We start from the raw sequence: 15068 nt of genomic DNA on the forward strand, positions 1-15068 counted from the left end.
GCAAATGAGAAGATTATTAATAGGATATGATATTGGAAGTTCTTCTGTAAAAGCCACGGTTTTGGATGCCGACTCAGGCAAAGTGGTAGCTTCTGAAGGTCTCCCAAAAATAGAAATGCCGATTGAAGCCCCACAAAAAGATTGGGCGGAACAGGATCCTGAAATGTGGTGGAAATATATTGTTGACACTACTCATGCCATTGTCAAGAAAGGGAATATCCAAAAAGGAGAACTTAAAGCAATCGGTATTTCCTATCAAATGCATGGTTTGGTCTGTGTCGATAAAAACCAAGAGGTGATCAGACCATCCATTATCTGGTGTGACAGTAGGGCAGTGGAGATCGGAAACAAAGCCTTTAAAGATTTGGGTGAAGATTATTGTCTTCCTCATTTGTTAAATTCACCCGGAAATTTTACAGCATCCAAACTCAAATGGGTCAAAGAGAACGAACCTCAAAAATTTGATCAAATACATAAAATTATGCTTCCGGGCGATTATATCGCGATGAAGCTGACTGGCGAGATTCTGACATCGGAAACAGGACTTTCTGAGGGGATTTTTTGGGATTTCAAGACCAATGCTTTATCTACAGAACTCTTGGAATATTATGGAATTGACAAATCTATGATTGCTGATGTTGTTCCTTCTTTTTCAGTTCAGGGTAGCGTAAATGATGAAGCAGCTAAAATATTGGGAATCGAATCAGGGGTTCCTATTACCTACCGCGCGGGAGACCAACCCAATAATGCATTTTCTCTAAATGTATTGGAGGATGGGGAATTGGCCACCACGGCAGGTACTTCGGGGACCGTATATGGGGTAAGTACACAAGCGGTATTTGACCCAAAGTCCAGAGTAAATACCTTTGTACATGTCAACCATAGCAAGAAAAATCCTCATTATGGTGTGTTACTTTGTGTAAATGGCACAGGTATTTTAAATTCTTGGCTGAAAAAGCTGATCGGTGGTGAAAGTGTTTCATATCCCGAAATGAACCAAATGGCCTCGGAGGTTCCCTTAGGTTCTGAAGGTCTTAAATTTATTCCTTTTGGAAATGGGGTAGAACGCATCATGGAAAACAAAGCTGTGGATGCCCATTTATCTGGACTGAACCTCTTAAAACATGACAAAAGACATGTCCTAAGAGCAGGTCAGGAAGGTATAGTCAGTGCCCTTACCTATGGTTTTCATATCATGAAAGATATGGGTTTAAACTTAAAAACAGTTAAAGCTGGAAATGCCAACATGTTCTTAAGTCCCTTATTTCGAGAGACTTTTGTTAATATGAATAATGTAACTCTTGAGCTTTATGATACAGATGGAGCTCAAGGTGCAGCAAGAGGTGCCGGAATTGGTTCTGGCATTTATTCAAATGCAAAAGAAGCTTTTGCAGGCTTGGAAAAAATGGCTTCCTTTGAACCTGATGGATCTTTGGTCTCTGCTTATGATGAGGTCTATCAAGGTTGGTTGGCCGCACTGGGGAAGGTTCAGTAATCAGTAGGCAGTTTTCAGTTTGCAGTAGGCAGTCACAGTGTTCAGGAGGCAGGTTACAGTGGGCAGTGTTCAGTAAGCAGTTTACAGTATGTCAGAAGGAGTGGTCAGTCTTTAGTTTACAGTTGGCCATGATACTTTAAGCTTCTGACTTCTAACTCCTGCCTGCCGGCAGGTCCCACTTCCACCCTGAGTCTCACATCTTATATCTCACGTCTCATATCTATAAAAAAATAAACCTATAATCAAATGTCAAAAACCTATTTTCCAAATATCGATAAAGTCAAATTTGAAGGCAAGGGATCCAAAAATCCATTTGCATTTAAATATTATGATGCCAACAAAATAGTGGCTGGAAAGCCCATGAAAGATCATTTTAAATTTTCCATAGCCTATTGGCATACCTTCTGTGCAACAGGAGGAGATCCATTCGGACCAGGGACCATGGTAAGACCTTGGGACCAAAGTGATGATGCTGTTCAGCGTGCAAAAGATAAAATGGATGCTGCTTTTGAATTTTACACTAAAATAGGTGCAGAGTATTATTGTTTCCATGATATTGACCTTATTGACGAGGGGAGTAGCATCGAGGAATATGAGAAAAGGATGGATATCATTACAGACTATGCATTACAGAAACAAAAAGAAACGGGAGTAAAATTGCTTTGGGGGACGGCTAATGTTTTCAGCAATCCCCGTTACATGAATGGTGCTTCTACCAATCCTGATTTTGACGTGGTAGCTTGGGCCGGAACTCAGGTGAAAAATTCCATTGATGCCACCATCAAACTAGGTGGAGAGAATTATGTGTTTTGGGGTGGTCGTGAAGGTTATATGTCTTTGCTCAATACCGATATGAAAAGAGAAACCGAACATTTGGGACGTTTTTTGACCATGGCCAGAGATTATGCAAGATCCAAGGGTTTTAAAGGCACATTCTTAATCGAACCAAAGCCTATGGAACCTACCAAACATCAATATGACTACGATGCAGCTACTGTTATCGGATTTCTTAGACATCATGGATTAGACAAGGACTTCAAATTAAATTTGGAAGTGAATCATGCAACCTTGGCAGGCCATACATTCCAACACGAACTGCAAGTAGCTGTAGATGCAGGGTTATTGGGAAGCATTGATGCCAATAGGGGTGATTATCAAAACGGTTGGGATACAGATCAGTTTGCCATCAATCTACAGGAATTGACAGAGTCCATGTTGGTGATTTTAGAAGGTGGAGGAATCCAAGGAGGAGGGGTGAATTTTGATGCCAAAGTCCGGAGAAATTCCACAGATTTGGAAGACTTATTTTATGCCCATATCGGTAGTATGGATGCTTTTGCCAGAGGATTGTTGATTGCCAGCGAAATTTTGGAAAAGTCCGAATACAAGGCTTTAAGAAAAGAAAGATATGCTTCCTATGACTCAGGTAAAGGAAAAGAGTTTGAATCCGGAAAGCTTACTTTGGAAGATCTTAGGGCCCATGCTCTAGCTATAGGTGAGCCCAAACAAAAAAGCGGCAGACAGGAACTGTTTGAAAATATATTGAATGAGTTTATTTAAAAAAGGAAGGATGAAGTTAGACCTGCATGCCGAAAGCAGGAGGATGAAGGAAGTCCGAAGTTGGGAAGTAGGAAGTTGATGACGACTACACTATTAGATATAATAAGCCTGATACCCGATTTGGGAAGTAAAATTCATCCAAATTAATAACTTATACGTCTTGATTTTTAATTTGTAAAAAACCCCAGCAGATTGATTCTGTTGGGGTTTTTTGTTACAAAGATTTATGGTTACAGGATTTTGGCTTGAATATTGATTTTCTTTTCAATTCAGAAAGAACTTAAATATTATGCCCATCATTGGAAAAATCATAAAGAGTGCTGTTGAAGTTGCAGATAAGATATTTACAAATAATAATCCAAAAGAAGCTCAGGAAGTTGTTTTGAAAGAATTACTTTCTAAAGCAAAAAAAACAGCTTTTGGAAAGTATTATCAATTTGATCAGCTACTTGAATCAGAAGATATCAGAGATGCTTTTGCTTCGGAGGTACCATATTTCAGTTATGACCAGCTTCTTGAAGATTGGTGGCAGAAAGTAATCGATGGGGCAGAGGATATTACCTGGCCTGGAAAAGTGAGTTATTTTGCGGTATCCAGCGGTACCACGAGCAAGAAAAAACATATTCCTGTCACCGACGAAATGATAGTCTCAATCAGAAAGGCAGGTTTGCAACAGATCAAAGGGATCGCTGATTTTGACCTTCCTTCTGAATTTTTTGAAAAGGAGATCCTGATGTTTGGAAGTAGTACCAATTTAAAAGAGGTCAATGGACATTTGGAAGGGGAGATTAGTGGGATCAGTGCCAGTCAGATTCCAACATGGTTTGATGGTTTTTATAGACCAGGCCCGGAAATTTCCGGGATTGATGATTGGGATAAAAGGGTGGAAGCATTGGCTAAGGAAGCGCCAAATTGGGATATTGGCGGGATCTCAGGAATTCCATCATGGATTGAGTTGATGCTCAAAAAAGTAATAGCTTATCATAAAGCTGATAACATTCATGATATCTGGCCAAATTTTCAAGTATATACTTCCGGCGGAGTCGCATTTGAACCTTATCGAAAAAGCTTTGAACGCCTGACAGGTAAACCCATCACGGTGATCGATACCTATCTTGCGTCAGAAGGTTATCTGGCTACGCAACTCAGGAAAGACACGAATGCCATGGCATTGATAACCGATAACGGGATCTACTTTGAATTTGTGCCTTTTAAGCCTGAAAATATGAATGATGATGGCAGTGTCAAACAAGAAGCCAAAACCGTGAAGATCGAAGAAGTAGAAGAAGGTGAGGATTATGTATTGATTATTTCCACAGTATCCGGAGCTTGGAGGTATATGATCGGAGATACGATTACTTTTGTTGATAAGGAAAAAGCTGAAATCAAAATTACTGGTAGGACCAAGCATTTTTTGAATGTAGTGGGTTCTCAATTGTCTGTCATTCAGATGAACAATGCATTGGAACAACTTGGAGAGGAATTCAATACAGAAATTAAGGAATTTACTGTTTCCGCTGTTTTGGAAAATGAAGACTATATACACCGCTGGTACCTCGGTCTGGAGGGAGAAACCGAAAAAAGTGAAGAGGATTTTGCCAAGCGCTTGGATGAAATCCTGCAAGAAAACAACAAGAACTACAAAGTAGCCAGAAACAAAGCCCTAAAATCAGTTGAAACCCGATTGGTACCTGCAAATCTATTTCAAAAATGGACCGAAGAAACCAAACAAAAAGGTGGTCAGGTGAAGATTCCAAGAGTGATGAAGGAAGAGGAATTTAAAGATTGGGAGGGGTATGTAGTAGGAAATCTGCATTAGTAGTACGGAGCTAAAAGCTCCTGAATCAGGCGTCACGAAGTCATAGACTTCGGACAACTACAACCCTTTACCCTTCTAACTTCATGCCTCATCCTTTTTTTCTTTCCCATCCGCTACAACAATATTTTCCATTAGGTGGATGATTTCTTCTGGAGGTAGATATAACTTTTTGATTTTTTTGATGTATCGTTCTGACATGCCAGCTTGGTGCAGAATAAAGTCCTTAGTGGCCAAAATATATTCACCTAGACCATGATTGACAGCATAGGTGTCGGCAACCCTTTCAGCGGAAATGATGAAACTTTTTGAAGTAAGGTAACCAATACCAAATAGAATCAGGAACCAATTGCTTTTTCGCAAATAATCCATGATATGTCCCAATTCGTGCCCAATCCATCCAATTAGTACATCTTCTGGGAGGTTCTGAATGGGTGTGCTTTTCCCTTTAAAATTAAACCGATGGCTGATTTTGATCATGTAAGTTCGTTTTTTTCGGGAACCAAACATTGTCACAAATTTTGGCTGTGCCTGCATGACTGATTTTCTGATATTTTCATTAAAAATAAACTCAATTCGGATATTCTGGAGTTCGGGGTAATATGAAAGGGCTTTTATAGCTACCTCTTTTATTTCTACAGGAATATCCCTATCAAAATCCATCATGATATTTTTTTTCATTTTCCCATGATACAAAAAAATATCAAGGGGGCTAATTAAACTCAAAAAAAAATCCGACAAAAGTGTTTTCTGTCGGATTTTAAGGATTAACAGGTTTATGTTATTTTTTGATAGGTTCAATAGTTTCTATCCTTCCATCAGCATTATGTTTCAACTCCGCCATTTTGATATTTCTCAGATGAGTCTTATCAGTCAGTTCTGTATCGTGGTAAAACAGGTACCATTTATTCTGAAATTCTACAATGGAGTGGTGGTTTGTCCACCCTTGAACAGGGTTTAGAATATTCCCCTGATAGGTAAAAGGGCCATATGGACTATCTCCAATACCATAAGCGATGAAGTGTGTATCGCCCGTAGAATAGGAGAAATAGTATTTGTCGTTGTATTTGTGAACCCATGCGGCTTCAAAAAATCTTCTGTCATTATCGCCAGCCAAAATGGGGTTGCCATCTGCATCCAATAACATGACATCCTTAGGTGATTCAGCCATTTGCAGCATGTCAGCACTTAACTTGGCGATTTTTGGCATCAAAGAAACTTCTTCAGCTGCGGGGATTCCATCATAGGGTCCTTTACCAACAGGTTGGTATTTATTGTCCCGATACTGTTGTAATTGACCTCCCCAAATACCTCCGAAATATAGGTAATAACTGCCGTCATCATCCTTGAATACAGCAGGGTCCATGCTGTAGCTACCATTGATGGCTTCAGGTTCAGCTTTAAATGGTCCGGCAGGATTGTCAGCTACAGCTACGCCTATTCTGAAAATATCATCTTTGTCTTTTGCAGGAAAATAGAGGTAATACTTACCGTCTTTTTCTGCTGCATCGGGTGCCCATAATTGTCTTTTGGCCCAAGGGATGTCTTCTACATCCAATACCTTACCATGGTCTACCACTTCTCCATCGGGGCTTTCCATTGAAAAAACATGGTAATCCATCATGTTGAAATGTGCACCCATGTCATCTTCCTCAACCACGGTTTCCACATCATGGGAAGGGTAAATATAGATTTTTCCATCAAAGACATGTGCCGATGGATCGGCAGTATATATATGTGATACCAAAGGAGGAGAAAGGAATTTACTTTCTTCTACTTCTTCAGTGATGGTATCTTCCTGTTTGTTTTCCTGAGTGCCACAGGATACCAACAGGCAGATAGCAATGATGGCCGCAAAGCCAAACTTCAAGTTCATAGGTATTAGTTTTAAGTAATAATATTTTGAATTTGCTAATTTATAAAAATTGAAATCGGTTTCAAAATTAAAAAACTTATGAATTATACTTTATTGGAATTGAATTAGATTCTCCTTTTTCTTAACAAAACCATTCTTAAAAGGCCGAAATTTTTCTTAATATTGAATAGGCTGCGTACTTTGTGCATTTACGATAAGTAAAAATTGCTTTCAGAAGATTTTATTAATTAAAGTGATACTTAAATACTACCATGAGTCCTAAAATTCTTAATTTCCTTTTTGTTTTTTTATTGATTTCCTGTAGCCAAAAAGAGGTTCCTACCAGGCCCAATATTCTCCTGATTTTGACCGATGACCAAGGATGGGGGGATTTGTCTTTTCATGGAAATGAGATTTTGGAAACCTCGCATATTGATGCCTTGGCATCGCAGTCTATAGCTTTTGACCGTTTTTACGTTTCCCCAGTTTGCGCACCTACCCGGGCAAGCGTGCTGACAGGAAAATATCATATTGCCACAGGCACCACTTGGGTGACCCATCGCATGGAAGTGATGCGGGAGGAGGAAGCAACAATTGCTGAGATCCTAAAGCCACATGGATATGTTTCCGGGCTTTTTGGAAAATGGCATCAGGGCAAACAGTTTCCTCACGATCCAATTGGACAGGGCTTTGATGAATTTTTTGGATTTGCGGAAGGTCATCTGAACAATTACTTTGACACCAAACTCACCCATAATTTCGGAGAAGTACAAACCGAGGGATTCCTGCCAGATGTCCTGACAGATAAAACCATTGATTTTATGACAAAAGAGGATTCATTTTTTGCAATGCTCTCTTTCAATACTCCCCACAGTCCCTTTCAGGTTCCTGATGACTATTTTGATAAATATAAATCCATGGGGCTTGATGATAAAGATGCCTGTGTATATGGGATGGTAGAAAACATAGATGATAATGTTGGGAGGCTGATGGATTTTTTGAGAGAAAGCGGAAAAATTGAAAACACCATAGTCATTTTCATGACAGACAATGGTCCTAACGGTGTCCGCTATAATGGAGGAATGAGAGGAAAGAAAGCAGATTTGGATGAAGGCGGAGTCCGGGTGCCTTTCTTTATCAGAATTCCAGGTTATGGTCATCAAGTAATCAAACCTTGGGCTGCACATATTGATATCCTGCCTACGCTTGCAGATTTATTAAACATTGAAATTCCTGATAGCCTCGAAATTCATGGAAGGAGCCTGTATCCATTGATTGAAGGGGCAAGTGGAAATTGGGATGATCGAAATTTCTTCACCCATCATGTTCACTTAAAGTTTGATACCATTCCCGGTGCAGTCAGAAATCAGGAATACCTGTTGACATTAAAAAACAAACAAAAAGAGCTTTTTAATCTTCTTCAGGATCCTTTCCAGAAAAATAATATCATGGACCAGAAATCTGAAAGAGCCAATGAATTGGAAATGCTTTACCTAGATTGGCTTGTAGAGATGACCAAAAAAGGTGTTGAACCGCCCCTGATACAAGTAGGCCATTCCAATGTTCCAACCGTTGAGTTGCCAGCCTCTGATGGAAAACGATTGGGTAATGTTCTTTTTAAAGGAGAAATGGGATGGGCCAATGATTGGTTTATCAATTTCAAAAATTCTGAGGACAAAGTGTTTTGGAAAATGGAGTCCATTGCAGATTCCAATTATGAAGTTTTTGTTCAAATGGCAAATGACAGTCCTTTCAAAATGGAGATTTCCTCTCAGGGAAGAAAGTTTTTTTATGAAACTGAACAAATGCATCAAACCAAACTGATACCCAATCAGGACAGGGTTCCCAGAACTGAGGTGGAAGAAATGGACTGGCCCATGATTTCAATTGGGGAATTCAGATTCGCGAAAGGAGAGGCAAACCTTGAAATTGGTTTCTCGGGAGAGGATCTTGGAAATATTGAAGTAAAAAGTGTGATTTTAAAAAAATTGAATTGATAAGTCAGGTTTGATATTGGTCAATAATGTTGTTTAAGCTTGCTGGAATCAATTTATCAACCGTTGCTGTAAATGAGCATTTTCCCGCTGAAATAATTATTAATATGGCGTTATGAAACTCACTTGACCATTTCATGATTTATTTTGGCCAGTTGTCAATATGAAAATCCAAATTCTTGAAGCTAGTATTTAAAATTAAAATATAAGAAAGTGAAAAACCAAACAATCCTAATCAAATCATCCAAGAGAGGTATCCTCCTCCTTGGACTTTTTTTATTGTCCATTGGGACTACCATGGCCCAAAAAATCCCAAGTCCCAAAGAGCATTTTGGGTTTGGATTGGGAGATGATTACCATGTCAGCAATTACACACAGACAGAAGCATACTTCAAAAAAGTTGCAGCAGCTTCGGACAAAGCAAAGCTTGTTTCTATAGGAAAAACCGAAGAAGGTAGAGATCAGTGGATGATGATTGTCACTTCGGAGGAGAATCATGCCAATTTGGATAAGTTCAAAGATATTTCTGTTAAAATGGCAAGGGCAGAAGGACTGACCGAACAAGAGGCCAGGAAACTCTCCACGGAAGGAAAGGCCATTGTTTGGATTGATGGAGGTCTTCACTCTACAGAAACTGTAGGTACGCATCAATTGGCAGAGACCATATACCAGGTGCTCACCAAGGATGATGCAGAAACTAAAAGGATATTGGATAATGTAGTGATCTTATTTGTCCATGCCAATCCTGATGGGCATGAAAAAATCGGTAATTGGTATATGAGAGAGTCTGTGCCCGAAAAAAGAAGCCTTTCAAATCTGCCCACACTTTACCAAAGGTATATCGGTCATGACAACAATAGGGATTTCTACATCCAAAATATGAAGGAATCTACTAATCTTGGCTATCAGCTTTTCATTGAGTGGATTCCACAGGTCATGTACAATCACCATCAGAGAGGCCCTGCAGGTTCGGTTTTGGCAGGACCTCCGTATAGAGACCCATTTAATTATGTGTTTGACCCCATGATGGTGACAGGTATAGATGCTGTAGGCGCAGCCATGTACAACAGGCTAAATGCCGAAAACAAACCTGGGTTTACCCGAATGGATGGTTCTACGTTTTCCACTTGGTATAATGGTGGCTTGAGAACCACTACCCATTACCACAATATTATTGGAATTTTGACAGAGATAGTAGGTGGCCCAAATCCAGAGGAAATCCCTTTGGTGCCGGACAGATTGCTTCCCAATAGCAATACGCCATTTCCTGTCACTCCACAAAAAACCTGGCATTTTCAGCAATCTATAGATTACTCGGTTTCCATGAACTTTGCGGTTTTGGATTATGCAGCCAGAAACAGTGACCATCTTTTGTACAATATGTATGTGATGGGAAAAGGTTCTATAGAAAGGGGAAGCGGGGATTATTGGACGCCATTCCCGAGTAAGATTGAGGCTATCAAAACTGCTTATGAAAAGGACAAAGACAAATATCCTGCTTCAACCAATCCTTTTTCAAGAAGAGGTGGAGCAATACCTTCTATATTTTATGACAGTGTTTATCAGGCAAAAGAGAAAAGAGATCCCCGGGGTTTTATCATCACCGCAAACCAAAAAGATCCTGCGACAGCAGTGAAGTTTATCAATGCCTTGGTGAAAACCGGTATTAGAATAGAAAAATCAACAGCCTCATTCTCTGTAAACGGGACAACTTATCCAAAAGGATCTTATATAGTCAAAACAGATCAGGCTTTTCGTCCGCATATTATCGATATGTTTGAACCTCAGGATTATCCCAATGACTTCCAATATCCGGGTGGCCCTCCAATCAGACCTTACGATGCCGCAGGATGGACTTTGGCTTATCAGATGGGTATTCAGTTTGACCGTATTTTGGATGGTTTTTCAGGTCCTTTTGAAACATTGTCTTATGGGGAATTAGAAGCTGTACCTGTAGTCCAAATGCCTACTTCTAAGTCAGGATATTTTCTAAGCAGTAAGCATAATGATGCTTTTCCCATTGTCAATGAATTGTTGAAAAAGGGAGTGAAGGTTTCCAGAATCCAAAATACTGTTGAAGGAGTGCCTGCCGGTTCATTCTTTGTCCCCCAAAGTGGCTCAAAGATTCTGACTGAGCAAGCAACCAAATTAGGTGTTCAGGTAACCGCCGCCAAAACCACACCAAGCAATACCATCACTATCAAACCTTCCAGAATAGCCTTATTCGATACCTATGGAGGTTCTATGCCAAGTGGTTGGGTCAGGTGGATGTTGGAGCAATACAATTTTGAGTTTCAATTGATTTTTGCCAAAGAGATAGATGCTGGAAACCTGAACAAAAAATATGATGCCATCCTTTTTATCAGCGGTGGAATACCTGCAGTTGGAAGAGCAGCGACCGGAGGATGGGGTTCACCTCCTGATGAAAAATCCATTCCTACAGAATATCACCACATGCTGGGAAATATCACTGCTGAAAAATCTATCCCACAGATCAAATCATTTATTGAAAATGGTGGAAAAGTAGTAGCTGTAGGCAGTGCCTCTGCCTTGGCTTATCACTTGGAATTACCAGTCCGAAATGCCTTAGTGGAAGTCCAGAGAGATGGATCTGAAAAACCATTACCGGGAGAGAAATATTATGTCCCAGGATCTGTCTTGGTTTCCAGAGTGGATAACTCTCAGCCTGCCAATTGGGGATTGGACAGTCATGTTGATGTATTGTTCAACAACAGCCCGGTATTCAAAGTAAAACCGGAAGCCAAATTACAGGGACTTCAGGTATTGGGTTGGTTTGATACCAAAACACCTTTGAAGAGTGGTTGGGCTTGGGGTCAATCCTACCTTGAAGACGGGATTACAGCCTTTTCAGCACCAATAGGCAAAGGAATGCTTTATGTCTACGGTCCTGAAATCACTTACAGGGCACAGTCTCACGGAACTTTCAAGATGCTGTTCAACAATCTATATCAGTAAAGCATGAATTATCTAATTAATTCGATTTGAAAATTTTAATAAGGCTTCCTCTAAAGGGAAGCTTTATTTTTTTGAAAATGAGAATACTACCCTTAAATTGGGAAGAGTTGATAAAACCATTAAACCAAAAATAATCCTCACATGCCCAAAAACAGCCTGAACATCCTCTTTTCATTAGGGATAGTAGCTTTTCTTTTTTCCTGCAGTAAAACACCTCAGGAAGAAAAACAACAAAGACCCAATATCATTTTTATCATGTCAGACGATCATGCTTATCAGGCCATTTCTGCCTATGATAATAAGTTGATCAATACCCCAAATATTGACCGGATTGCCAATATGGGCATGTTGTTTACCAATGCCTGCGTGACCAATTCGATCTGCGCCCCTTCCCGGGCTACGATCCTGACGGGTAAGCATTCCCACCTCAATGGAAAGACCGACAATATTTTTCCGTTCGATACCACCAACGTTACTTTCCCACAGATTTTACAAGATGCAGGTTATCAGACGGCCATGTTTGGCAAACTCCATTTTGGAAATAACCCCAAAGGATTTGACCAATTCAAAATTCTTCCCGGTCAGGGGACCTATTACAATCCTACATTTATTACCAAAAATGAAGGTACTTATGATGTGGAAGGGTATGTGACGGATATCATAACAGATATGACTTTGGATTGGCTTCAAAATGAGCGAAAGGAAGAAGAGCCATTTTTGCTGATGTATTTGCACAAAGCACCACATAGGGAATGGCTACCTGCCGAGCGGCATATTGCGGAATTTACGCAAAAGGAATTTCCTGAACCAGTGACACTTTTTGATGATTATTCAGGAAGAGGAAGTGCAGCGAAAGAAGCGGAGATGAATCTCTTGAAGCACATGAATTGGGCTGGAGATTCCAAATTATATCCACAGGTAATGGATGAATTGGGTATTCCTGATGCCTCAGGTTGGGATAAGAGAGCTTTTGAAAGGGAAGTTGGCCGAATGAACCCAAGCCAAAGGGCAAATTGGGACAAGACCTACACACAGGTCAATGAAGATTTCAAAAAAGCTTTTCCGGGTATGAGCGAAGAAGATAAAATGAGGTGGAGGTACCAAAGGTATATGCAGGATTACTTGGGAACCATTGCTGCTGTCGATGAGAATATCGGCAAAGTATTGGATTATTTGGAAGCCAACGGATTGATGGAAAATACCATTATTGTATACACGTCGGATCAAGGTTTTTATTTGGGTGAGCATGGTTGGTTTGACAAACGTTTTGTCTATAACGAATCCTTTAAAACGCCATTAATGGTAGCCTGGCCTGGAAAGATCAAAGCAGGTTCAAGGTCAGACGTGATGGTACAGAACTTGGATTTCGCTCAAACTTTCCTTGAAGCAGCACAAATCCAGGCCCCTGCTGACATGCAGGGAGAAAGTCTTATACCGTTATTGACTGGTAATTCAGATCAGTGGAACCGGGATGCTGTTTATTACCACTACTATGAATATCCTTCTATACACATGGTCAAGCGGCATTATGCCATTGTCACCAGAGAATATAAATTGATCCATTTTTACTACGATGTGGACGAATGGGAACTTTATGACCGGGCCAATGACCCGCATGAGTTGAAAAATGTGTATGATGATCCGGCGTATTCTGAAATCAGGGAAAAACTGCATAAAGACTTGGAAGCTTTGCGAGAAAAATATGGGGATTCTTCAGAGATCAGTCAGGAATTGTTGGAGAGGTATTTGGAGAGGATTTAAGACTCGATGTTGAATGACCGATGACCGATGTGAAGTTTGAAGATGAAAGGAAGCAAAGTTCAAAAATCAAAGTAAAGACAGAGTATTAGAAACAAGAGACATGAAGGATGAGCTTTTATTTTGTTTTCCTTAAAACTATCTTTTTTCCACCTAGTTGTTCCATTTCAATCAGTTCATCGAATTTGGGAACATCGTCTTCAAGAACTTCCAGTATTTTTATCAAAATCTTTTCCTGCCTTTCTTGAATCGTTACAAGTCTTTCATGTGATTCGGCCAATTTGACCAATCCGGCTTCAAACCTGTCCTGCCGAACAAGCATTTCGGAAAGCAGTTCCACTATCTTATCTTCATTTTTCATGGTTAAATTTAAACATTTCTGATTTATGTTGGGGGGAGTTTTGTAAATTTTAATATTTAAACCCATGATCTTGAGGTTATATGGTGAAGCAAGGATTTTTCACAAAAGGGATAATAAGTTTGAACAATATTCAGGTCTTTTTTCTCAAAATATTGGAGCAAGGCAAATCATCGAAATGGATGTTGAATTGGTCCAAACCTCCTGCGGTTTTGCCGTCCCATTTATGGATTTCAAGGAGGAGCGGACCACTTTAAATTCTTGGGCTGAAAAACAGGGTGAGGATAACATTAAAGAATATTGGAAAAACAAAAATCCCATAAGTATCGATGGATTTGAAACAAAAATTTTTGAAGATTAAACACAAGTTCAAACAGCCTTTTCTTATTGTAAATCAAGTTTTTATAAAAAATTTTATTCATAAATCAATTTGTAGCACCGGATTTGCAACCTTGAACAACATCGTTAGTAGGTTAAAATCACCAATAGCTTAAAAGTTCTGGGGAATGTTATTGGACCGATCAAAAAAATATGATAGTTCACAGAAAGACAAAGATTTCTAATAAGGAAAATGGAAAACAATACATTATTGCAAAAAGAAAATATTGGCTCAAAAGATAAATTATGGTCGCGATCATTCTTTATTAAAACATTAATGAATGGATTATTATTGGTTTTGCCAACCATCATTATCTTATTTTTATTATCCATAATTTTTAAATTTGTATTTAATATAGTGGCTCCAATTAGCTCTTTATTAGACAATAATGCAGAATCACCACCATTAATTATCAATGTGATGGCTTTGTTGATTCTGATTGCACTGATTTTCATCATTGGTTTATTTTTGAGAAATGCCAGAAGTACCAGATATTTTAAAAGTTTTGAGGATAATTATTTACTTCAAATACCATTGTACTCCACACTTCAAGAAATCATAGCCCAATTTACAGGACTTAAGAAAATGCCTTTTAGCCAAGTAGTTTTGGTAGATCCCTATAACACCGGTGTGCTAATGACCGGGTTTGTGACGGAAATTGTTTCGAAGGATTTATACACGATTTTTGTGCCGACTGCACCTAACCCCATGAACGGAAATATTTACCATGTTCCAATTTCACAATTAAGGTTCTTGGATATTGAGCCTGAAAAAGCCATGCGCTCTGTTATTGGAATGGGAACAGGGTCCTCAATATTGTTTGCTTCAAAAGATAGGGTTCAGGAGATGGAGGAAATAGATTAATAAATTGAAGGTA

The 15068-nt window shown here is 39.4% G+C and carries 11 protein-coding genes; 8 read left to right on the forward strand and 3 right to left on the reverse strand.

The window, feature by feature from the left end; genetic code table 11:
• Positions 1-4 precede the first annotated feature (4 nt).
• The 3 genes from HMJ38_RS10065 (at position 5) to HMJ38_RS10075 (ending at position 4874) form a co-directional block, all read left to right on the forward strand.
• Positions 5-1495, forward strand: a complete 1491-nt coding sequence (locus tag HMJ38_RS10065; protein WP_194974266.1) for a xylulokinase — start codon at positions 5-7, stop codon at positions 1493-1495.
• A 246-nt stretch (positions 1496-1741) separates the two neighbouring features.
• Positions 1742-3055, forward strand: a complete 1314-nt coding sequence (gene xylA, locus HMJ38_RS10070; RefSeq protein WP_194974267.1) for a xylose isomerase — start codon at positions 1742-1744, stop codon at positions 3053-3055.
• A 289-nt stretch (positions 3056-3344) separates the two neighbouring features.
• A complete protein-coding gene (locus tag HMJ38_RS10075) occupies positions 3345-4874 on the forward strand; it encodes a GH3 family domain-containing protein (RefSeq protein ID WP_194974268.1) in 1530 nt (509 codons plus the stop codon).
• A gap of 81 nt (positions 4875-4955) precedes the next feature.
• Here the strand turns inward: HMJ38_RS10075 and HMJ38_RS10080 are convergent, their stop codons facing one another.
• Positions 4956-5552, reverse strand: a complete 597-nt coding sequence (locus tag HMJ38_RS10080; RefSeq protein WP_228779988.1) for a hypothetical protein — start codon at positions 5550-5552, stop codon at positions 4956-4958.
• 100 nt (positions 5553-5652) lie between these two features.
• Positions 5653-6747, reverse strand: a complete 1095-nt coding sequence (locus tag HMJ38_RS10085) for a glycoside hydrolase family 43 protein (RefSeq protein ID WP_194974269.1) — start codon at positions 6745-6747, stop codon at positions 5653-5655.
• A 251-nt stretch (positions 6748-6998) separates the two neighbouring features.
• On the opposite strand from HMJ38_RS10085, the gene HMJ38_RS10090 reads away from it, so the two are divergent.
• From HMJ38_RS10090 to HMJ38_RS10100, 3 genes are all read left to right on the forward strand, one after another.
• Positions 6999-8723: an arylsulfatase gene (locus tag HMJ38_RS10090; protein WP_194974270.1), complete on the forward strand. Its 1725-nt coding sequence runs from the start codon at positions 6999-7001 to the stop codon at positions 8721-8723.
• A gap of 294 nt (positions 8724-9017) precedes the next feature.
• Positions 9018-11696 carry a M14 family metallopeptidase gene (locus tag HMJ38_RS10095; RefSeq protein ID WP_194974353.1) on the forward strand — a complete coding sequence of 893 codons (2679 nt, stop codon included), beginning with the start codon at positions 9018-9020 and terminating at the stop codon, positions 11694-11696.
• A 141-nt stretch (positions 11697-11837) separates the two neighbouring features.
• Positions 11838-13457: a sulfatase family protein gene (locus HMJ38_RS10100; protein ID WP_194974271.1), complete on the forward strand. Its 1620-nt coding sequence runs from the start codon at positions 11838-11840 to the stop codon at positions 13455-13457.
• A 115-nt stretch (positions 13458-13572) separates the two neighbouring features.
• On the opposite strand, the gene HMJ38_RS10105 is transcribed toward HMJ38_RS10100, so the two are convergent.
• Positions 13573-13815: a hypothetical protein gene (locus HMJ38_RS10105; protein ID WP_194974272.1), complete on the reverse strand. Its 243-nt coding sequence runs from the start codon at positions 13813-13815 to the stop codon at positions 13573-13575.
• A 64-nt stretch (positions 13816-13879) separates the two neighbouring features.
• Between HMJ38_RS10105 and HMJ38_RS10110 the strand changes: the two genes are divergently transcribed.
• Both HMJ38_RS10110 and HMJ38_RS10115 read left to right on the forward strand, forming a co-directional pair.
• Positions 13880-14173, forward strand: coding sequence for a hypothetical protein (locus tag HMJ38_RS10110; protein WP_194974273.1), 294 nt, complete (start codon positions 13880-13882; stop codon positions 14171-14173).
• A 375-nt stretch (positions 14174-14548) separates the two neighbouring features.
• Complete coding sequence (locus HMJ38_RS10115) at positions 14549-15055, forward strand: DUF502 domain-containing protein (protein WP_194974274.1); 507 nt, start codon at positions 14549-14551, stop codon at positions 15053-15055.
• Positions 15056-15068: the final 13 nt, after the last annotated feature.

Source organism: Aquiflexum lacus (genome assembly GCF_015476655.1).
GTDB lineage: Bacteria > Bacteroidota > Bacteroidia > Cytophagales > Cyclobacteriaceae > Aquiflexum > Aquiflexum lacus.